The 20,707-nt window shown below is 70.7% G+C and carries 17 protein-coding genes; 6 read left to right on the top strand and 11 right to left on the bottom strand.

The features are described from left to right. The first annotated feature begins 219 nt into the window (after positions 1-219). Positions 220-483 carry a DUF4190 domain-containing protein gene (locus tag E1258_RS14750; protein WP_132400917.1) on the top strand — a complete coding sequence of 88 codons (264 nt, stop codon included), beginning with the start codon at positions 220-222 and terminating at the stop codon, positions 481-483. Positions 484-540: 57 nt separating this feature from the next. Here E1258_RS14750 and sucD read toward each other — a convergent pair whose 3' ends face one another. The 3 genes from sucD to E1258_RS14735 form a co-directional block, all read right to left on the bottom strand. Then, positions 541-1,428, bottom strand: a complete 888-nt coding sequence (gene sucD, locus E1258_RS14745) for a succinate--CoA ligase subunit alpha (protein WP_132400914.1) — start codon at positions 1,426-1,428, stop codon at positions 541-543. 2 nt (positions 1,429-1,430) lie between these two features. Next, positions 1,431-2,609 carry an ADP-forming succinate--CoA ligase subunit beta gene (sucC, locus tag E1258_RS14740; protein ID WP_007072910.1) on the bottom strand — a complete coding sequence of 393 codons (1,179 nt, stop codon included), beginning with the start codon at positions 2,607-2,609 and terminating at the stop codon, positions 1,431-1,433. Positions 2,610-3,149: 540 nt separating this feature from the next. Further along, on the bottom strand, positions 3,150-3,554 hold the full coding sequence (locus E1258_RS14735; RefSeq protein WP_036373050.1) for a cobalamin B12-binding domain-containing protein: 405 nt from the start codon (positions 3,552-3,554) through the stop codon (positions 3,150-3,152). Positions 3,555-3,945: 391 nt separating this feature from the next. Here E1258_RS14735 and E1258_RS14730 point away from each other — a divergent pair, with 391 nt between their 5' ends. Both E1258_RS14730 and E1258_RS14725 read left to right on the top strand, forming a co-directional pair. After that, positions 3,946-4,659: a M23 family metallopeptidase gene (locus tag E1258_RS14730; RefSeq protein WP_132400911.1), complete on the top strand. Its 714-nt coding sequence runs from the start codon at positions 3,946-3,948 to the stop codon at positions 4,657-4,659. 327 nt (positions 4,660-4,986) lie between these two features. Beyond that, positions 4,987-5,733 (top strand): M23 family metallopeptidase, encoded by a 747-nt coding sequence (locus E1258_RS14725; RefSeq protein WP_132400929.1) that lies wholly within the window; start codon positions 4,987-4,989, stop codon positions 5,731-5,733. Positions 5,734-5,857: 124 nt separating this feature from the next. Here the strand turns inward: E1258_RS14725 and pcrA are convergent, their stop codons facing one another. Beyond that, positions 5,858-8,257, bottom strand: coding sequence for a DNA helicase PcrA (gene pcrA, locus E1258_RS14720; RefSeq protein ID WP_132400908.1), 2,400 nt, complete (start codon positions 8,255-8,257; stop codon positions 5,858-5,860). 247 nt (positions 8,258-8,504) lie between these two features. On the opposite strand from pcrA, the gene E1258_RS14715 reads away from it, so the two are divergent. Continuing rightward, positions 8,505-10,355: a bifunctional UDP-sugar hydrolase/5'-nucleotidase gene (locus E1258_RS14715; protein ID WP_132400905.1), complete on the top strand. Its 1,851-nt coding sequence runs from the start codon at positions 8,505-8,507 to the stop codon at positions 10,353-10,355. A gap of 570 nt (positions 10,356-10,925) precedes the next feature. Next, positions 10,926-11,156 (top strand): chorismate mutase, encoded by a 231-nt coding sequence (locus E1258_RS14710; RefSeq protein WP_371688617.1) that lies wholly within the window; start codon positions 10,926-10,928, stop codon positions 11,154-11,156. A gap of 159 nt (positions 11,157-11,315) precedes the next feature. Here E1258_RS14710 and E1258_RS14705 read toward each other — a convergent pair whose 3' ends face one another. From E1258_RS14705 to E1258_RS14675, 7 genes are all read right to left on the bottom strand, one after another. Next, entirely contained in the window at positions 11,316-12,329 is a 1,014-nt protein-coding gene (locus E1258_RS14705) for an ABC transporter ATP-binding protein (RefSeq protein WP_132400902.1), read from the bottom strand. Continuing rightward, positions 12,322-13,350: an ABC transporter ATP-binding protein gene (locus tag E1258_RS14700; RefSeq protein ID WP_132400923.1), complete on the bottom strand. Its 1,029-nt coding sequence runs from the start codon at positions 13,348-13,350 to the stop codon at positions 12,322-12,324. Before E1258_RS14700 ends, E1258_RS14705 begins: the two co-directional genes overlap by 8 nt. 26 nt (positions 13,351-13,376) lie before the next feature. Further along, the gene (locus E1258_RS14695; RefSeq protein ID WP_132400899.1) at positions 13,377-14,360 is read right to left on the bottom strand and encodes an ABC transporter permease; all 984 of its coding nucleotides are present in this window, start codon (positions 14,358-14,360) and stop codon (positions 13,377-13,379) included. 75 nt (positions 14,361-14,435) lie between these two features. Next, positions 14,436-15,362 (bottom strand): ABC transporter permease, encoded by a 927-nt coding sequence (locus tag E1258_RS14690; protein WP_132400896.1) that lies wholly within the window; start codon positions 15,360-15,362, stop codon positions 14,436-14,438. 148 nt (positions 15,363-15,510) lie between these two features. Further along, a complete protein-coding gene (locus E1258_RS14685) occupies positions 15,511-17,154 on the bottom strand; it encodes an ABC transporter substrate-binding protein (RefSeq protein ID WP_132400893.1) in 1,644 nt (547 codons plus the stop codon). A gap of 651 nt (positions 17,155-17,805) precedes the next feature. Continuing rightward, positions 17,806-18,501, bottom strand: coding sequence for a response regulator transcription factor (locus E1258_RS14680; RefSeq protein ID WP_132400890.1), 696 nt, complete (start codon positions 18,499-18,501; stop codon positions 17,806-17,808). A gap of 2 nt (positions 18,502-18,503) precedes the next feature. Next, positions 18,504-19,700, bottom strand: a complete 1,197-nt coding sequence (locus E1258_RS14675) for an ATP-binding protein (protein WP_243715454.1) — start codon at positions 19,698-19,700, stop codon at positions 18,504-18,506. Positions 19,701-19,965: 265 nt separating this feature from the next. On the opposite strand from E1258_RS14675, the gene E1258_RS14670 reads away from it, so the two are divergent. Further along, positions 19,966-20,707: PspC domain-containing protein (locus E1258_RS14670; RefSeq protein WP_132400887.1), on the top strand; the 742-nt coding region annotated here is incomplete at its 3' end.

Below are 20,707 nucleotides of genomic sequence, written 5' to 3'. Positions count from 1 at the left end.
GTCGGCGCCAACCCCGGCGGCCGGGCGGCGGGGCTGGTCAGGGGTGACGGAGGACATCGGCTCTACTCTGGCATGTCGCGCCGTTGGGGGCAGTCCGATACCGCCCCCGACCGACCGGAAGTTGGGTGATCCACCGACGTGGCACCCTCGGTTCGGTCTAGCCTCGGCACCAGGACGCGAAACTTTCCCGTCGCGGCCAGGAGACGCTCGGAGGAAGCCGTGAACGCTCCGTATCCACCGCCCCCGCCGCAGGCGGGAGGCCGGGACCGCACCAGGCTCTGGGGCGTGCTCGGCATCATCCTGGGCCTGCTCTGCTGCGGCATTCTGGGGATCGTCTTCGGGTACCTGTCGATCCGGGACGCCAAACGGTACGGCCAGTCACCCGTGCTGGGTTACCTCGCCATCGCGTTCGGCGTGATCAACATCATCGGCAGCGCGATCCTGCGAGCGAGCGGTAACTACCCGTTCTGGAACAACAACTGACTGACGACGCGAGGGGGCCGACCGCCCGGTCGACCCCCTCGGCGCGTGTCGCGGCGGTCAGCCGGCGGACATGATCTCCCGCATGAGCCCGGCGGTCTCGGTCGGGGTCTTGCCGACCTTCACGCCGACGGCCTCCAGCGCCTCCTTCTTCGCCTCGGCGGTGCCCGCCGAGCCGGAGATGATCGCGCCGGCGTGACCCATGGTCTTGCCGGGGGGCGCGGTGAAGCCGGCGATGTAGCCGACGACCGGCTTGGTGACGTTGGCCTTGATGAAGTCGGCGGCCCGCTCCTCGGCGTCGCCGCCGATCTCACCGATCATCACGATCGCGTCGGTGTCCGGGTCGGCCTCGAACGCGGCGAGGGCGTCGATGTGGGTGGTCCCGATGATCGGGTCGCCGCCGATGCCGACGCAGGTTGAGAAGCCGATGTCGCGCAGCTCGTACATCATCTGGTACGTCAGGGTGCCGCTCTTGCTGACCAGGCCGATCCGGCCGGAGCCGGTGATGTCGGCCGGGATGATGCCGGCGTTGGACGCGCCCGGCGAGGCGATGCCCGGGCAGTTCGGCCCGATGATCCGGGTGTGCTCCCCCTTCGCCACGTTGTACGCCCAGAAGGCGGCGGTGTCGTGCACCGGCACGCCCTCGGTGATGACCACGGCCAGCGGGATCTCCGCGTCGATCGCCTCGATCACGGCGGCCTTGGTGAACTGCGGCGGGACGAAGATGACCGTCACGTCGGCCCCGGTCTCGGCCATCGCGTCGGCGACGGTCGCGAAGACCGGCAGCGCGGTGCGGTCGAAGTCGACGCTCTGACCCGCCTTGCGCGGGTTGGTCCCGCCCACCACGTCGGTGCCGGCGGCGAGCATCCGCCGGGTGTGCTTGGAACCCTCGGAACCGGTCATCCCCTGCACGATGACCTTCGAGTCCTTGGTCAGCCAGATAGCCATTGTCAGACCCCCGCAGCCGCCAGCTCGGCGGCCCGCTCGGCCGCGCCGTCCATGGTGTCGACCCGCTGCACCAGCGGGTTGTTCGCGCCGTCGAGGATCGCCCGGCCGGCCTCGGCGTTGTTGCCGTCCAGCCGGACGACGAGCGGCTTGGCGACCTTCTCGCCTCGCTGCTCCAGCAGGGCCAGCGCCTGCACGATGCCGTTGGCGACCTCGTCGCACGCGGTGATGCCACCGAAGACGTTGACGAAGACGCTGCGCACCGACGGGTCGGACAGAACGATCTCCAGCCCGTTCGCCATCACCGCGGCGCTCGCGCCGCCGCCGATGTCGAGGAAGTTGGCCGGCTTGACGTTGCCGTGCCGCTCGCCCGCGTAGGCCACCACGTCGAGGGTCGACATGACCAGACCCGCGCCGTTGCCGATGATGCCGACCTCGCCGTCGAGCTTGACGTAGTTGAGGTCCTTCTCCTTGGCGGCCTGCTCCAGCGGGTCCACCGCGGCCTGGTCGACCAGCGCCTCGTGGTCCGGGTGCCGGAACCCGGCGTTCTCGTCCAGGGTGACCTTGGCGTCGAGCAGCAGCAGCTTGCCGTCGCCGGTCTTGGCCAGCGGGTTCACCTCGACCAGGGTGGCGTCCTCGGCCACGAACGCCTGCCACAGGCCCACGGCGACCTCGACGACCTGGTCGGCGACCTCGGCCGGGAAGCCGGCGGCGGTGACGATCTCGCGGGCCTTCGCCTCGTCGACGCCCGTGACGGCGTCGATCGGGGCCTTGACGACCTTGTCCGGGGTTTCGGCGGCGACCTGTTCGATGTCCATACCGCCGGCGACGCTGGCGATGCAGAGGAAGGTGCGGTTCGCCCGGTCGAGCAGGTACGAGAAGTAGTACTCCTCGGCCACGTCCGCCGTCACGGTGATCATGACCTTGTGGACCGTGTGACCCTTGATGTCCATGCCGAGGATGTCGGTGGCGCGGGCCACCGTCTCATCCGTGCCCTCGGCCAGCTTGACGCCGCCGGCCTTGCCACGGCCACCGACCTTCACCTGCGCCTTGACGACCACCCGACCGCCGAGGCGTTCGGCGATCGCGCGGGCCTCCTCCGGGGTGTTGGCGACGCCGCCGGCCAACACGGGCAAGCCGTGCCGCTCGAACAGGTCCCGCCCCTGGTACTCGTACAGGTCCACTTGCGCGTCCCGTCCCGTCTCCGCGGCGCGCCGTCGCGCCGCCACCAGCGTTGTGGAATCAGTTTGACGCCTGTCATCAGTTGAAACAGGCCATTGGGCGCAGCCTAGCGAGGTCGGCACCGGCGGCAACCGAGCGGGTGCGCGGTGTGCCCTAATCCACAACCAGCCGCGTCGGCACCGTCCGGGACGCTCAACGCGAGGGAACCGGCCGGACCGGCCGGGCCCGGCGACCGGACGCGCAGCAGCGCATGCGGGAATTCCGCGGACGATGTTCCCAGCTCCGCGTAACCCCACCGTCAGGGCGTCGTTGAGTCAGGTGTCGGAGCGCTGACCAGCGCAAAGACGGGAGACGGCCGATGCCCTGTCGGTCGAGGGGTGGCGGCGGGGCATCGTGCATAGAGGGGCCGGACGTGTGAGGGGTGCGTCCGGCCCCTCCCCCTGCCCGGAGAAGGGTACCGGGGCACGGGTCAGGCGACCGACCGGGCAGTGCGCCGGGCGCGGGGGCAGGCGACCCACCCGGCAGTTTTTTTGCGGCGCGGGTCAGGCGACCGGCTGGGCCACGTTGGCCCGCACCCACTCGACGATCGACTGCGTGGTCGCGCCCGGGGTGAAGATCTTCTTGACGCCGAGCTGCTCCAGCTCCGGGATGTCGGCGTCCGGGACGATGCCGCCGCCGAAGACGACGACGTCCCGCGCGTCCCGCTCACCCAGCAGCTCGACGACCCGCCGGAACAGGGTCATGTGCGCGCCGGAGAGCACCGAGAGCCCGACCGCGTCGGCGTCCTCCTGGATGGCCGTCTCGACGATCTGCTCCGGCGTCTGGTGCAGGCCGGTGTAGATGACCTCCATGCCGGCGTCGCGGAGGGCGCGGGCGACGACTTTGGCCCCGCGGTCGTGGCCGTCGAGGCCCGGCTTCGCGACGACGACCCGGATACGAGAGCTCATCAGCGGACACCTTTCGAGGGCGCTACGACTGTCACCTGAACGAACGGTAACCCGACGGGCCGCCGACGGGGAATCCGACCGGCACCCCCGGGGGAAGCCTAGGGGGCCCAGGCATGGAGTCGGGCATTCGGGCGACAGCAATCACGGTCCGCGACGAAGGGGCAGGTGGCGGCACGTATGACCAAGTGACGAGGTGTGACAATAACGGATGTAAACGGACAGACCGACACGCCAATTACCCCGTCTGGCTTGTGACGGACGTGGCGGTTGGCTACCGTGTCCACGGTTGTCATCAGGTCCACGGACGGGTGACGACGTGGTCAGCCGACGTTCACCACCGCTTCACGAGCGCCGGCCGACCGCATCGGATCCCCGACAACGGAGGGTGTGCGTGCGCCAGCGCCTGTCGTCTGAGCCCGATCGATATCGCGGTCGTCGCCGCGTACCCACTCCTCCGCGTAGCCGCTACGCCGCCGTCGTCACCACCGCGTTCGTGGGCGCCGGCGTCGTCGCGCTCGGCGCGGGAGCGCTACCGGACGCCAAGAGCGTCAGCCCGTCGGTCCTCGACGAGCTCAAGCAGGCCAGCATCACCAGCCAGGACGCGGCGGCCCGTGCGGACGCCGCCGAGCGGGCCTCCCGGGACAGCCGGGCGGAGACGAAGACCGCCTCGGAGCAGGGCGTCTGGCTCCTGCCGTTGCAGGGCTACGACTTCAACTCCCCCTACGGCATGCGCTGGGGCAAGCTGCACACCGGCATCGACCTGGTGGCCCCCGAGGGCACCCCCTACGTCGCCATCCACGAGGGCACCGTCACCAAGGCCGGCTGGTTCGGCGGCTACGGCTACGCGGTGATCGTCAAGCACGCCGACGGCAGCGAGGCCATCTACGGCCACTCCTCCGCCGTGAGCGTCAAGGAGGGGCAGCAGATCAAGGCCGGCGACCAGCTCGGCCTGGTCGGCAACACCGGCCACTCGTACGGCTCCCACCTGCACCTGGAGATTCATGTCAACGGGGACCCGCTGGACCCGGTGCCGTGGCTCCAGGACCGCGGAGTGGACATCAAGATGCAAATCGAGCTGCACTACAGCGATGTAGCCGCGTCCTGACGCTGCGCATCGGCCGTTGACCGCCCGGATCGGCTGATCCGGGCGGTTTTTCGTGCCCGGGCGGGGGCAATGTCTATTGCGCCACAACCGAAGATGTGATCAGCGGCACACCGCCCATGATCAGTTATCCGGACGGACCAGCCGGCGGTGGGACACGGCGGGCACCATCCATCCTGCGCCCGCGCCGATCCGACCGTCCCCCACCCGTCGGTCACCAGCGGAGACACCAGTATTTCGAGGTCCACGTCCCCTCGAAGGTGTAGGTCCGTCGTGCAGGAAGAGAACATCCGCAACGTCAGCACCCCCAACGCCCCCGCCGGCCACCGGATGCGCCCCCGGCGCGGCACCCAAGCCCTGGTCATGGGCGCGGTCGCCCTGGTCGGGCTCGGTCTCGCCGGCACCGCCGTCGCCATCACCACCGGCGACGAGCCGGCCCCCGCCGCAGTGACGGTCGACGCCCCGGCCCGCGCCGAGGCCGCCGACCGCGCCGACCGCGCCGACCGCGCCGACCGCGCCGACCGCGAGTCGGCCAGCCCCGCCACCGGATCCGCCAACCCCACCACCGGGTCACCGAGCCCGTCGAGCGCCAGCCCGACGGCGAAGAAGGCCACCGCCAGGCCCACGCCCAGACCCAAGCCGAAGCCCACGGCGAGAAAGACCAGCAAGCCCGCGCCGGCCTGGGTCATCCCGATGGCGGGCGCGACGATCACCTCCTGCTACGGCCCGCGCGGCGGCGTCCTGCACGCGGGCATCGACTTCGCCATGCCCGCCGGCACCCCGATCCATGCCGCCGCCGCGGGCACCGTGGTGAAGGCCGGCGACGTCGGCGACGGCTACGGCATCTCCGTCTTCGTCGACCACGGCAACGGCTACCTGACCCACTACGCCCACCAGAGCCGCACCGCCGTCAACGTCGGCGACAAGGTCAAGGCCGGCCAGATCATCGGGTACGAGGGCTCCACCGGCGACTCCACCGGCCCGCACCTGCACTTCGAGGTGCACCAGGGCCAGATGTGGAACCAGATCGACCCGGCGCCGTTCCTGCGCGCCCGGGGCATCGACGTGGCCTGCTGACCGGCGGTGGGCGCCTGCTCACCCGGGTTGAGGCGCAACGACGGATACAGACCGGCCACCGACATCGCCGCGCGGCTCATCCCGCGACGATGGCCCGGATCACACGTGCTGCCTCACCGCCGGCTCACAGCTTGTCGATCGGGGCGTGCCGCAGCACCAGCCACATCGTCTGATCACCGAAGTCGATCTGCGCCCGCGCCCCGGGGCCGTGGCCCTCCACGGCGAGCACCCGACCCAGGCCGTACCGCTGGTGGTTGACCCGGTCGCCGGTCGCCACCTTCGGCCCCTGGGGCAGCTCGCTGGCCGTCGCCAGCCGGCTGCCGTCCACGCCGAGCCGCTTGGCCAGCTGCGCCGCCTTCGGCGTACCCCCGGCGAAGCCGCCGCCGCGCGGCGCGCGGTCCGCGCGCCCGCCGACGCCACCGCCACCGCCACCCCACGAGGTGTACGTCCCCTCGGTGCGCTCCCAGCGAACCAGTTCCGGCGGCAGCTCCTCCAGGAACCGCGACGGCGGATTGTAGGCCGGCTGCCCCCACGCCGAACGGGTCACCGCCCGGGACAGGTAGAGGCGCTGCCGGGCCCGGGTGATCCCCACGTACGCCAGCCGGCGCTCCTCCTCCAGCTCCCGGGTGTCGCCCAGCGAGCGCAGGTGCGGGAAGACGCCGTCCTCCAACCCGGTCAGGAACACCACCGGGAACTCCAGCCCCTTCGCGGTGTGCAGGGTCATCAGGGTGACCACGCCCTGGTGGTCCGGGTCGTCGGCAGGGATCTGGTCGGCGTCTGCGACCAGGGCCACCTGCTCCAGGAAGCCGGCCACGGTGGCCCGATCCCCCTCCTCCCCGAGCGCCTCGATCCGCTCGGTGTACTCCCGGGCGACGCTGACCAACTCCTGGAGGTTGTCGACCCGGCCGGCGTCCTGCGGGTCGAGGCTCTCCTCCAGCTCCGTCAGGTATCCCGAACGGGTCAGCAGCGCCTCCAGGACCTCCTCCGGGGTGCCGGTCTCGGCCAGCTCCCGGGCGCCGTCCAGCAGCGCGACGAAGTCGCCGATGCCGTTGGCCGCCCGGGTGGAGATGCCCGGCGCGTCTCCCGCACGGCGCAGGGCCGCCCCGAAGGAGATCCGGTCCCGGCTGGAGAGCGCCTCCACGCACGCCTCGGCCCGCTCGCCGATGCCCCGGCGGGGGGTGTTCAGGATGCGCCGCAGGCTGACCGTGTCGTCGTCGTTGACCACCGCCCGCAGGTACGCCAGCGCGTCGCGGACCTCCTTGCGCTCGTAGAAGCGCACCCCGCCGACCACCTTGTACGGCAGGCCGACCCGGATGAACACCTCCTCGAACACCCGCGACTGCGCGTTGGTGCGGTAGAAGACCGCCACGTCACCGGGGCGGGCCTCGGCGTCGTCGACCAGCCGGTCGACCTCCCGGCCCACCCAGTCCGCCTCGGCGTGCTCGGTGTCGGCGACGTACCCGACGATCTGCTCGCCGGCCCCGGCGTCGCTCCACAGCCGCTTCGGCTTACGGGAGGTGTTCCGGTCGATCACCGCGTTGGCGGCGTTGAGGATGGTCTGGGTGGAGCGGTAGTTCTGCTCCAGCAGGATCGTCCGGGCGTCGGTGAAGTCCCGCTCGAACTCCAGGATGTTGCGGATCGTCGCGCCCCGGAACGCGTAGATCGACTGGTCGGCGTCGCCGACCACGCACAGCTCCGCCGGCTCGATCCCCTCGGTGCCGGAGACCAGCTCCTTGATCAGCGTGTACTGGGCGTGGTTGGTGTCCTGGTACTCGTCGACGAGGACGTGCCGGAACCGGCGACGGTAGCTCTCCGCGACGTGCGGATGCGACTGGAACAGGTGCACCGTCGTCATGATCAGGTCGTCGAAGTCCAGCGCGTGCGCCTCGCGCAGCCGCCGCTGGTAGAGCGTGTACGCCTCGGCGAGGGCCCGCTCGTTGGGGCCCTTGGCCCGGCCGGCGAACTCCTCCGGGTCGACCAGCTCGTTCTTCAGGTTGGACACCTGGGCCGCCAGCCCGCGCGCCGGATACCGCTTCGGGTCCAGGTCCAGCTCGCGGGCGACGAGCTGCATCAGCCGGCGGGAGTCGTCCGCGTCGTAGATCGAGAAGCTCGACTTCAGCCCGGCGTGCTCGTGCTCGGCCCGCAGGATGCGCACGCACGCCGAGTGGAACGTCGACACCCACATCAGCCGGGCGCGCGGGCCGACGAGCTGGGTCACCCGTTCCTTCATCTCGCCGGCGGCCTTGTTGGTGAAGGTGATCGCGATGATCTCGCCCGGGTGCACGTCCCGGGCCGCGAGCAGGTACGCGATCCGGTGGGTGAGCACCCGGGTCTTGCCGGAGCCGGCGCCGGCCACGATGAGCAGCGGCGAGCCGGCGTGCACGACGGCGTCGCGCTGGGGCCCGTTCAGGCCCTCCACCAGGGCCTGCGGGTCGAGGCGGACGGCCGGGCCGGATCGGCGCGGCGGGGCCGGCGCGGACTCGGGCTCGGGCGGGGACGCGGGGATGTCGAAGAGAGGCTGCATCGCACGGCGAGTCTATGCCGCCGGCCGGACACTTCCCGACAGCGCGGCCCCCGGAAGCGCCGGGCGGCAGCCCCCGGAAGCGCCGGGCAGCAGCCCCCGAAGCGGCCGGGCGGCACAGAAGATGCCGGGCGGCACACGAAGAGATTAACCCGTCACCCGTCCGGCTCTGGCGCGTCCATCCCCGATCCACAACGATGGCTGGTGAACCCCCACTTCCTCCCCCGTACACGATTTTGGGAGAAAAACCATGAGTCAACCGCGCTCGCGCGGTCGGGCGGTGCTGCGTCACCTCGCCGCGCCGGCCCTGGCACTGGCTGTCGTCGCCACGCTGCCGGCCGCCACGCTGCCCGCGCCGGCCCCGGCCGCCGACCCCTGGGCGGCCCTCGCCCCGGTCTCGGTCTCCTACGCCAAGCCCACCGGCGGCGAGGTGAAGGGCAACTTCCTCAGCTACAACGACTTCCACGGCGCCATCGACCCGCCGGGCGGCAGCGGCGCCGTGGTCAACGGCACCCCGGCCGGCGGCGTGGAATACCTCGCCACCTGGCTCAAGAAGCTGCGCGCCGAGGCCAAGGCCGAGGGGCGGGTCACCACCACCGTCGGCGCCGGCGACCTGATCGGGGCGACCCCGCTGGTCAGCGCCGCGTTCCACGACGAGCCGACCATCGAGCTGATGGACGAGATCGGCCTGGAGATCAGCTCCGTCGGCAACCACGAGTTCGACGAGGGCGTCGACGAGCTGATCCGGCTCAACAAGGGCGGCTGCCACCCGGTCGACGGCTGCCAGGACGGTGACGGCTTCGCGGGCGCGAAGTTCACCTACCTCGCCGCCAACACCATCAGCAAGAAGACCAAGCTGCCGATCCTGCCCCCGGTGGACGTCAAGTTCGTCGGCGGCGTGCCGGTCGGCTTCGTCGGGGTCACCCTGGAGGGCACCTCCGGCATCGTGAACCCGGCCGGCATCACCAAGGTCACCTTCACCGACGAGGTGGAGACCGCCAACAAGTGGGGCGGCCTGCTCAAGCTGTTCGGCGTCAAGGCGATGGTGCTGCTGGTGCACGAGGGCGGGGCGCAGTCCCCGCCGCCGAGCGCCCCGGGCGTCTCCGACTGCGCCAACTTCTCCGGCCCGATCGTCGACATCGTCAAGGGCCTGCGCCCGGAGTTCGGCCTGGTCGTCTCCGGCCACACCCACCGGTTCTACTCATGCTCGCTGCCGAACTCCTCCGGCCAGCCCAGCGTGGTCACCAGCGCCGGCAGCAACGGCCAGCTGATCACCGATGTCGACTACTCCCTCAACCGGCGCACCGGCCGGTTCACCGGGATCTCGGCCCGCAACGTCATCGTGGAGAACGGCATCCGCAACGCCGACGGCACCTGGCAGCAGACCAGCCCCGGCGTGTACGCCCGCAACCCCGAACTGGTGGACGCGGGCGCGAAGACGCTGGCCGACAAGTACCGCACCGCGGTCGCCCCGATCGCCAACAAGGTGACCGGGAAGATCAGCGCCGACATCGTCCGGGACGCCCAGCCCAACGGCGAGAGCCCGCTCGGCGACGTGATCGCCGACGCGCAGCTCGCGTACACGAAGAACAACGGGGCGCAGATCGCGCTGATGAATCCGGGCGGCGTGCGGGCCTCGCTGTCGTACGGTGCGTCGGCCGGTGGCGAGGCGCCGGGCGAGGTGACCTACGGCGAGGCGTTCTCCGTGCAGCCGTTCAACAACCTCGTGGTCACCCAGGCATTCACCGGGGCGCAGCTCAAGAACGTGCTGGAGCAGCAGTTCGTGGGCTTCAACGGGCAGACCACCCAGCGGATCCTCCAGGTCTCCGCCGGGCTGACCTACTCGTACGACAGCACCGCCCCGGTGGGCTCCCGGGTGAGCGCCCTGGCGCTGAACGGGACCCCGATCGACCCGGCGGCCAGCTACAAGGTCACCACGAACGACTTCCTGGCCAACGGCGGTGACGGCTTCACGGAGCTGAAGGGCGGCACCGGCCGCACCACCGCCCCCGGCTTCGACATCGACGCGCTGGTGACGTACCTGGGCGCGGGCGACCCGGTCGCCCCGGGCCCGGCGAACCGCATCACCCGCCTCGGCTGAGGTGCTTGTAAGGAGGGGCCCCTTGTTAACGCATACGGTAGAGAGGGGCCCCTTCTCACACCTCCCGCCCGGGGAATCGGCGCGAACGCTTGCGGAGCGGGCCGGCGGGTCGGCATACTCGACGACGTGTTCGGTCAGCGCTTCTACTTTTACTACGGCACCGGGAGTCCGGCAGCCGTGGGTCGCGCCTGATCAGATCAGACCTACGAAAGCCCCGGGCTCTGGAGAGCCCGGGGCTTTTCCGTCCCGGGATCCGGGCACCGGGCCCGACGTCCGAGGGGTACGGCGATGATGACAGACGTGGTGGAGCAGAACGGCAGCGTGGCGCGGTCCCGCCCGCAGGGTGGCCAGGACGGTGTCACCCAGGCGAGCGCCGGTGACAACAGCACGGGCAGCGGCGACGCCGGCCCCGCCGGCAACAGCAGCGCGGGTGGAAACGTGGGCCCCGCCGGCAACAGCGGCACGGGCAGCGGCCCCGCCGGCAACACGGGCGGCGGGCAGGCCGAGGCGGCTCCGCCGGCCGCCGGATCGACCCGGACCGGCACCGACGACTCGGCGGCGGCGGCACGGATCGTCGCCATCCGGGAGCGGATCGACGAGATCGACAGCACCCTGATCGCGCTGTGGCAGGAGCGGGCCGTCCTGTCGCAGGAGGTCGGCGCGACCCGGATGGCCTCCGGGGGCACCCGGCTGGTGCTGTCGCGGGAGCGGGAGATTCTGGAGCGGTTCCGGCAGGTCCTGGGCGCCGACGGCACCCAGTTGGCCCTGCTGCTGCTCCGCGCCGGCCGCGGCCCGCTGTAGCGGCACCACGGCCCCCTCGCCAGCGACGGACGGCGCGCAACCGACCGGCCAGGCACCCACGCCCGCCGACGCGGGCGCGGGCCGGGCATGAACCAACCGCATGCCGGCGTCGCGGGGACGCCGGCAGGCGGTCGGGTGTCGCGGGTCAGCCGGGGAGGCTCACGCCTCGTGGCTGGCGACGATCTCGCGCTTCTCCGCGAAGTGGCAGGCGCTCGGGTGGTCCGAGCCGGAGCGGATCTCCAGCAGCGGGACCTGCTCGGCGCAGACGTCCTGCGCCTTCCAGCACCTGGTGCGGAACCGGCAGCCCGAGGGCGGGCTGATCGGCGACGGGACGTCGCCGGTGAGCCGGATGATCGCCTTCTGGTCGCGCAGCGTCGGGTCCGGCACCGGCACCGCCGACAGCAGCGCCTGGGTGTACGGGTGGGTGGGCCGCTCGTAGATCTCGTCCTCGGTGCCGATCTCGACGATCTTGCCGAGGTACATCACCGCGACCCGGTCCGACAGGTGCCGGACCACCGACAGATCGTGGGCGATGAAGACGTACGACAGGCCGAGTTCGGCCTGGAGCTTCTCCAGCAGGTTCATCACCTGGGCCTGGATGGACACGTCCAGGGCCGACACCGGCTCGTCGCAGACGATGATCTCCGGCCGCAGGGCCAGCGCCCGGGCGATGCCGATGCGCTGCCGCTGGCCGCCGGAGAACTGGTGCGGGTACCGGTTGATGTGCTCCGGGTTCAACCCGACCAGGTCGAGCAGTTCCTTGACCTTCTCCCGCCGGCTGCCCTTCGGGGCCACCTCGGGGTGGATCTCGAACGGCTCGCCGATCAGGTCGCCCACCGTCATCCGGGGGTTCAGCGAGGTGTACGGGTCCTGCATGACCAGCTGGATCTGCCGGCGCAGCCGGCGCAGCGCGCCGCCGGAGAGCTTGGAGACGTCCTGGCCCTTGTAGTTCACACTGCCGGCGGTCGGCCGCTCCAGGTTCATCAGCACCCGGGCCAGCGTCGACTTGCCGCAGCCTGACTCGCCGACCACGCCGAGCGTCTCGCCGGCCCGCAGCTCCAGCGAAACCCCGTCGACGGCCTTGACGTGCCCGATGGTCTTCTTGAACACCACGCCGCGGGTGACGGGGTAGTGCTTGACCAGGTCACGGACTTCGAGGATGTTCTCAGTCACGGTTCACCAGATCCTCAGCGAAGTGGCAGGCGCTGGCGCGGTCGGCGCCGATCTGCAGCAGCGGCGGCAGCTTCTCCCGGCAGACCGGCTGCGCCATGGGGCAGCGCGGGTTGAACGGGCAGCCCGGCGGGATGTTCATCAGGTTCGGCGGCAGGCCCTTGATGGTGCGGAGCTGCTGCCCCCGCTCGTCCATCCGCGGGATCGAGTCGATCAGGCCCATGGTGTACGGGTGCGCCGGCTTGGCGTACAGGTCGTACACGTTGGCTTCCTCGACGATCCGGCCGGCGTACATGACCGCGATCCGGTCCGCGACGTCGGCGACCACGCCGAGGTCGTGGGTGATCAGGATCAGGCCCATCTGCCGCTCGCGCTGGAGTTCGGCGAGCAGGTCCATGATCTGGGCCTGCACGGTCACGTCGAGCGCGGTGGTCGGCTCGTCGGCGATCAGCACCTCCGGGTCGAGCGCCAGCGACATCGCGATCATCGCGCGCTGCCGCATGCCACCGGAGAACTGGTGCGGGTAGTTGCTGAACCGGCCCTTGGCGTTCGGGATCTTGACCTGGTCGAGCATCTCGATCGCGCGCTTCTTGGCGTCGGCGCGACTGAGGCCGCGCCGGATCCGGAACTGCTCGGCGATCTGGAACCCGACGGTGAAGACGGGGTTCAGGGCGGAGAGCGCGTCCTGGAAGATCATCGCGATGCCCTCGCCGCGGATGCGGCGGCGCTCCTCGGCGGACATGGTGAGCATGTCCTTGCCGTGGAAGCGCACCTGGCCGCCGGTGACGAAGCCGGGCGGCGTGTCGAGGATGCCCATGACGGTCTGCGCGGTGACGCTCTTGCCGGAGCCGGACTCGCCGAGCACGGCGAGGGTCTCCCCCGCGTCGACGTGGTAGGTGACGCCGTTGATGACCTTGGCGACGCCGTCGCGGGTGCGGAACTCCACCCGCAGGTCCTCGACCTCAAGGAGGCGGCCCGAGGGGCGGCCGGACCCGTCGGCCCCCGGCTTGGACTGCTCGGACACGAGAATGTCGGACAACTCTATCTCCCCTAGCGCAGTTTCGGATCGAGGGCCTCGCGGACCGCCTCACCGAGCATCACGAAGCTGAGGACGGCGGTGACGAGGAACGCGGAGGGGAAGAAGAGCAGGAAGGGCGAGACCCGGATGTAGTTCTGCGCTTCGCTGATCATGATGCCCCAGGAGACCACCGGGGTCTTCAGGCCGATGCCCAGGAACGACAGCGTGGCCTCCGCGCCGATGAACGAGCCGACCATGATGGTGCCGTAGACCAGCAGCGGGGCGAGGCAGTTCGGCAGCAGGTGCTTGAGGATGATCCGGCCGGTGCCGGCCCCCAGCGCCCGGGCCGCGACGATGTAGTCGGCCTCCTTCGTCGCCAGCACCGAGGAGCGCATCAGCCGCATCACGACCGGCCAGCTCAGCACGACCAGGGACATGATGACCAGCCCCATGATCTGCCACTCGTTGTTGCTCGACCCGGCCCCGTTGAAGGTGGTCAGGATGACGATCGCGCCGAGCACGAACGGCAGGCCGAAGAAGATGTCGGCGAAGCGGGAGAGCAGGGCGTCGACCCAGCCGCCGGCGTAACCGGCGATGATGCCGATCGTGCCGCCGATCAGCAGCGTGCCGATGGTGGAGATCAGGGCCACCACGATCGAGGCGCGGGCGCCGTAGATGACCCGGGCGTAGACGTCGCGGCCCTGCACGTCGTAGCCGAACCAGGCGGCGGCGGACGGCTCGACCCGGCTGCGGGACAGCGCGCCGTTGACCGGGTCGCCGGAGGTGAACAGCGACGGGAAGGCCGCCATCGTCACGAAGACCAGGATGAGGATCGCGGAGATCCAGAACAGCGGCTTGCGGCGCAGGTCGCGCCAGGCGTCGCCGAGCAGGCCGCGCGGCTTCTCCTTGCGGGCGTTCTCGGGCAGGCCGGCGGTGACGGGCGCGCCGGAGCCCGCCTCGGTGGGCATGGTCGCCGGCGGGGTCGAGACGATCGATGCCGTGCTGGGGTCACTCATGCCGCCACCTCGCTGCGCTCGGTGCCGGGACGGTGACCCCGGCACGCTGCGTTCATGACTCGTTCGCGACGCTGCTCACTCATAGCGGATCCTCGGGTCGAGAGCGGCGTAGAGCAGGTCCACCAGCAGGTTCATCAGGAGGTAGACGAGCACCAGGACCACCACGATGGAGACAACGGTAGCGCTCTCCTTGGTGACGATCGCCCGGAGGACGGCGCGGCCGATGCCGTTGATGCCGAAGATGCCCTCGGTGACGATCGCGCCGCCCATGAGCGCGCCGAGGTCGGTGCCGAGCAGGGTGACGACCGGGATCAGCGAGTTGCGCAGCAGGTGCACGCCGACGACGCGCCGCATCGGCAGGCCCTTGGCGATGGCGGTTCGGACGTAGTCGGCGCGGCGGTTCTCCGCGATGCTGGTGCGGGCCACCCGGGCGACGTACGCCATGGACGCGCTGCCGAGGACGAAGCCCGGCAGGAGCAGCTCGGACAGCCGCATCTCGTTGGAGACCGTCGGGTTGACGATGCCCAACTTGACGCCGAGCAGCCACTGGAGGATGAAGCCGACGACGAAGACCGGCAGCGCGATCAGGAAGAGCGTGGAGACGAGGACCAGGTTGTCGAGGAAGCCGTTGCGCCGCAGACCGGTCAGGACGCCGGCGCCCAGGCCGATGACCGCCTCGATCGCCAGGGCCACCACGGCGAGCTTCAACGTGTTCGGGTACGCGGTGGCGATGATGTCGCCGACCGCGCGGTTGTTGAACGTGATGCCGAAGTCCCCCTGGAACAGGTTCTTCATGTAGGTCGCGTACTGCACCCAGATCGACTGGTCGAGCTGGTACTTCTCGGTCATGAAGTTGATGTACGAGTCCGGGCACCGGCGGTCGCCGCACTTGCCGGCGAACGGGTCGCCCGGCACGGACCAGACGAGCCAGTAGATCAGGAACGTCGTACCGATGAAGACCGGGACGAGTTGCAGCAGCCGTCTCAACAGATAACGGCCCATGGGGTGGTCCTCCTGACAGGGGGCGCGTCGGACGACCGCCGACACGGGGTGACGTCAACGTGGCGGGGAGTGTGGTGGACTCCTCGCGGAACGGCCCCGGGTCGGACCCACCGGTAGGTGAGCCCGACCCGGGGTCAGACCGAACGGATCAGAGCTCGACCGAGGTGATGTCGAGTTCGCCGACGTTGGTCAGCTCCATCTTCTTGATCTTCTCCGAGTGGCCGGACTGCTGGCCACCGAAGTAGATCGGCATCGACGGAACGTCCTGGTCGATGAGCTTCACGGCCTCGGCGAACTTGGCGTGCGAGGCGTCGAGGCTCGGTGCCGAGCTGGCCTCCTTGGCCAGGGCGTCGACCTGCGGGTTGCTGTACAGACCGTCGTTGGAGGAGCCACCGGTCACGTAGAGCGGGTTGACCCAGTTCTCCACGTCGGGGTAGTCCTGCTGCCAGCCGGCGCGGTAGGCGCCCTTCATCTTGTGGGCGTTGATGTTCTGGCGGAACACCGCGAAGGTCGGCACGCCCTCGGCGCGGGCGTTGATGCCGAGGTTGGTCTTGACCTGCTGCGCGACGGCCTCCATCCACTCCTTGTGGCTGGCGTCGGCGTTGTAGTACATGACCAGCTCGCCCGTGAAGCCGCCGGCCTCGGCGAGCAGCTTCTTGGCCTCGTCCACGTTGAACTGGCAGGCGGTGCAGTTGCCCGGCGCCGCGCCCGGGGTCAGCGGGTTGGCCCAGCTGTCGGCCGGCTTCCGGTTACCGAAGAAGATCTTGTCGGTGATCTCCTGCCGGTTGATCGACAGCGAGATGGCGCGACGCAGCTTCGGGTTGGTGAAGCGCTTGTCGTAGATCGGGAAGGCGATGATGCCGGTCGACGGGGTGACCGACGAGATGGCCCGGTCGCCCAGGTCCGACTTCCACTTGTCGCCCGCGAGGGCGGCGACCGGAACCTGCTGCATGAAGTCGATGTTCCCGGAGACCAGGTCGCTGTACGCGGCCGTGTCCTCCTGGGAGATCTTGATGTTGACGTCCTTGATCTTCATCTTGTCGCGCAGCTGGTAGTCGTCGAACCGCGTCAGCTTGATCGAGACGTTGTTCTCCCAGGACACGAACTTGACCGGCCCGTTGCCGATCGGCTTCTTGCCGAACTCCTCGGCGCTGCCCGCGAAGAACGCGTCCGGCAGCGGCATGAAGGTGCTGTAGCCGAGCTTGGTCGGGAACACGGCGGTCGGCGCGGAGAGCGTGACCTCGAAGTTCCAGTCGTCGACGACCTTGAGGCCGGACATCTCCTTGGCCTTCGGCTCCGGGGCCTTCTGCGGGCCCTCCGGGCCGTCCGGGTCCGCCGTGTTGACGTCGGCGAAGCCCTCGATGTCCGAGAAGAAGCTGGAGTTCTGCGCGCCGTTCGGCGAGTATGCGCCCCAGTTCCAGGCGTCCACGAAGTTCTTGGCCTTGACGACGGTGCCGTCGTGGAACTTCGTGTTCTGCTTGATCTTGATCTTGTAGACCTTGGAGTCGGTCGTGTCGATCGACTCGGCCAGGGCGTTCTGCGGGGCCCCACCGTTGTTGGGGTACTCGACCAGGCCGGTCCACATCCAGTCGATGATCTTGCCGCCACCGGTTTCGGTGGTGTTCGACGGAACCAGCGGGTTCTCCGGCTCGGTGCCGTCGACCGTGATGGCGCCGTCCGCGCTGGTGGCGGGGTCGCCACCCTCTCCGTCGCTGCTGGAGCAGCCGGACGCGACGAGCGCGAAAGCCGCGCCCAGCGCGATCGCGCCACTCGCCCGCTTCGAGACTCTCATTCCGAGGGGCCTCCTCTTTCTAACCTGTTCCGTCGTGGGTTTCACGCACGCATGGGGGTGACGCCGCTGGCGGTCGCAAATTACCGACCGCCGGCTTACCGCAGGAAAACCGGGACACCCCTGATGTACCGATCCGCCGGGCCGCCACACCGCACCGGGATCGGCTCCCGCGCAGGACTCGACGACCACGAACCGTGACTTCTCGACACATCCGTGGCCGCGCGACCGTGCATGGGCGCCTCACACCGGGGGTGAGGTGCTGCAACTGTGACACCTGACGGCCCGTTACGTGAAGGTGCCGTTATCAAGCCGTTAGTTGCCCGCAGTGTGGCCGATACTTGAGAAATGATCTTGAAACAAGTCAGCCACACCCTGCTGAACAGCAAAGATACAACCAGCCTTCGCGTTCCCACCAATGCCCGCGCGCGACCTGTGAACTTTCCCGCCCGCCATCGGGGCGCCGAGCGGCGCGGGACGGGCCCGAACACGGCCTGCCCGTCCGGTGGACCCGGCCGTCAACCACGCGGCGACCAGCATCGACCGAGCGGAGGAGGCAGGCCGAGTGACCGCTCTCACCGTTACGCTGCGTCACATCGCCAGTGCGTCAAGGCCCGCCACGGAGAACGCGGGGCGCGACTGGGAGAAAGTCGATCACACCAGGCGGCGGTCCGCAGCCCAGCGGGACAACTCGTACCGGTTGGACATCTGGAGCTTGCGCAGGACGTTCGACACGTGCGTCTCGACCGTCTTGATCGAGATGTAGAGCTCCTTGGCGATCTCCTTGTACGCGTACCCCCGGGCGAGCAGACGGAGCACCTCGCGTTCCCGGTTGGTGAGCTGGTCCAGCTCCGGGTCGGCCACCGGGGCGTCCGGCCGGGCGGCGAAGGCGTCCAGCACGAACCCGGCCAGCCGGGGGCTGAACACGGCGTCCCCGTCTGCCACCCGGCGAATCGCCGCGGCCAGCTCGTCCGGGGAGATCGTCTTGGTGACGTAGCCCCGGGCGCCGGCCCGGATCAGGCCGATCACGTCCTCGGCGGCGTCGGAGACGCTCAGCGCCAGGAAGCGCACCTGCGGGTGGGTGCGACGCATCGACTCCAGCACCGCCCGGCCGCCACCGTCGGGCATGTGCACGTCCAGCAGCACCACGTCGGGCGCGGTGGCGGCGATCCGGGCGACGGCCTCGGCCACCGTGCTGGCCTCGCCCACCACCTCGACGTGGACGCCGAGCTCGGCGCGGACCCCGGCGCGGAACATGGCGTGGTCGTCGACGAGGAAGACGCGCAGTCGCGCCGGTACGCTCTCCGCGCCCGCCGCACCCTCGACCGGTCCTTTCGGCTGCTCGGCCATGGTCATCTCTCCCTTTCCGCCGTGGACTGGTCGCGGGAGATCGGCAGGACCAACCGGACCTCGGTCCCCTCACCCGGCTCGGAGCGGATCTCCGCCCGGCCGCCGTGCCGCCTCATCCGTCCGATGATCGACCCCCGGACCCCGTGCCGGTGATCCTCCACGGTATCCGGGTCGAAGCCCTTGCCCCGGTCCCGGACGAAGACGCTCACCTGCTCCGGTTCCACCTCGGCGTACAGGGAGACCGTCCGCACCTCGGCGTGCCGGGCCGCGTTCACCAGCGCCTCCCGGGCCGCCGCGACCAGCGCGCCGACCCGCTCGTCGGTGTCCCGGTCGCCCACCACCACCGCCTCCACCGTGATGGCGAAGGTGTCCTCGACCTCGGCCGCCGCCTGCTCCAGGGCCGCGGCGAACCGCTCCGTCGGCGAGGCGGTCGGCTTGTAGAGCCAGTTGCGCAGCGACCGCTCCTGCCCGCGCGCGAGCCGCTGCACGGTCGTCATGTCGGCGGCGTTGCGCTGGATCAGCGCGAGGGTGTGCAACACCTGATCGTGCACCATGGCGGCCAGCTCCGCCCGCTCCTGCTCGCGGATGCGCCCCTCCCGCTCCGAACGGAGCTGGTTGTACGTCCGCCAGAGCACCGGGGCTGCCACCACCCCCACCCCGGCCAGCCCGACCAGCGCGAAGATGACGCCGTTGACCACCGCGTCGAAGTTCTGCGCCGGTGAGTAGACCGCCGCCACGCCGATGATGCCGACCGCGACCAGCACCCCGCCGCCGATGAACCGGAGCACGAACGCGCGCCGGTCGTTCTCCTCGATCACCGCGCCGAGCCAGGGCACCGGCATCGAGTCCCCCCACTGCCGGCGGCGCTCCGGCGCGGACTGGTGCCAGATCACCCCGGCCCCCACCGCGATGATCGCGACCAGCCAGCCGGCGGTGCCCGCCGCGCCGACCGAGTCGAAGACCACCATCTGGAGCACGAGCACCACCAGCCCGATCGCCACGAACGGCAGGAGCTGGCCGAGGTCCCGGCGGGCCGGGACGGCGGTGTCCCCGGGCCGCAACGGCACCACCGCCCAGAAGGCGGCGTAGAGCAGCAGCCCGAGGCCGCTGAGGCCGAGCAGCACCATGAAGGCGACCCGCACCCGGAGCACCGAGATGCCGAGGTGGTCGGCGATGCCGGCGGCGACGCCGGCGGCCATCCGGTGCTCGGGCGCCCGGTAGAGCCGGGGTGGCTGGGTCACGGCGCTGATCGGAGGCTCCCTGCTCGGTACGGGGCGCGCGCCGGGCCGACGTCCGGCACGGGCGCGGACGCACACCGGGGCCGGCGACGCCGATCCGATCGTCACACGCCACGGTCGCCCTGGACCACGGGGAACGCCCGGACATCCGGGGTGGCCGGATCTCAGGGTGGGGTCAGGGTCGGTTCCTGAGGTCTATCGCCAGCCGGAGCAGCAGGATCGAGGCATGACCGAGGAAGCTGCCCCGCCGCCCCGCCCCGGGACGGCGCCGCCGGGCGGGCCACCACCGCCTCCGGCGGCCACCACGCCCGCCGACTGGACCGCGCCGACCACCTCTGGCCCGGCGACGCCCAGGCCGGGCGGCCCGGAGGCGACCGCCGCGCCGGGTGCGTCCCCGGAGACCGGCCCGGCCCCCGGGGGCTGGCCGCCGCCGGACGCGCACGGCACGGCCGCGCCGCCGCCCGGGGGCGACGGACCGGGGGCGGGCAGCCCGCCACCCAGCGGGTACGGGGCCCCGCCGTCCCCACCGCCCGAGGGTGCCGGCTTCACCTCGCGGTACGGGCTGGTCCGGCCCCGCGAGGGTCGCTACCTGGCCGGCGTCTGCGCCGCGATCGGGCGGGCCACCAACACCGACCCGGTGCTCTGGCGGGTGCTGCTCGCCGTACTGGGCTTCTTCGGCGGCATCGGCATCCTGGTGTACGTCACGGCCTGGCTGATCATCCCCGGCGAGGGTGACACCGCCTCCCCGGTCGAGTCGATGCTCGGCCGGGGCCGGTCCAGCATGTCCCCGGTCACCGTCATCGTGCTGAGCATCCTGGTCGCGGTGAGCTTCGGCTACATCGTCACCGACGCGTTCCGGGCGGTGCTGCTCGGCGCGGCCATCCTGATCGGCGGCGCGCTGCTGCTCAACCGCGACCACACCACGGCGGGCCAACGCACCCCGCCCGGCCTGGCCCCCGGTCCCGGCG

Origin of the sequence: Micromonospora sp. KC207 (assembly GCF_004348615.1) — a bacterium.
Classification (GTDB): domain Bacteria; phylum Actinomycetota; class Actinomycetes; order Mycobacteriales; family Micromonosporaceae; genus Micromonospora.
Note: the sequence above shows the minus strand (reverse complement) of the source record. Positions and strands in the feature narration are given on the sequence as shown.

Coding starts and splice junctions, on each gene's coding strand:
- sucD (WP_132400914.1), bottom strand. CDS start 1,428: ATGGCTATCTGGCTGACCAAGGACTCGAAGGTCATCGTGCAGGGGATG.
- E1258_RS14735 (WP_036373050.1), bottom strand. CDS start 3,554: ATGAGCTCTCGTATCCGGGTCGTCGTCGCGAAGCCGGGCCTCGACGGC.
- E1258_RS14725 (WP_132400929.1), top strand. CDS start 4,987: ATGCGCCCCCGGCGCGGCACCCAAGCCCTGGTCATGGGCGCGGTCGCC.
- pcrA (WP_132400908.1), bottom strand. CDS start 8,257: ATGCAGCCTCTCTTCGACATCCCCGCGTCCCCGCCCGAGCCCGAGTCC.
- E1258_RS14715 (WP_132400905.1), top strand. CDS start 8,505: ATGAGTCAACCGCGCTCGCGCGGTCGGGCGGTGCTGCGTCACCTCGCC.
- E1258_RS14695 (WP_132400899.1), bottom strand. CDS start 14,360: ATGAGTGACCCCAGCACGGCATCGATCGTCTCGACCCCGCCGGCGACC.
- E1258_RS14690 (WP_132400896.1), bottom strand. CDS start 15,362: ATGGGCCGTTATCTGTTGAGACGGCTGCTGCAACTCGTCCCGGTCTTC.
- E1258_RS14685 (WP_132400893.1), bottom strand. CDS start 17,154: ATGAGAGTCTCGAAGCGGGCGAGTGGCGCGATCGCGCTGGGCGCGGCT.
- E1258_RS14680 (WP_132400890.1), bottom strand. CDS start 18,501: ATGGCCGAGCAGCCGAAAGGACCGGTCGAGGGTGCGGCGGGCGCGGAG.
- E1258_RS14675 (WP_243715454.1), bottom strand. CDS start 19,700: ATGGCCGCCGGCGTCGCCGCCGGCATCGCCGACCACCTCGGCATCTCG.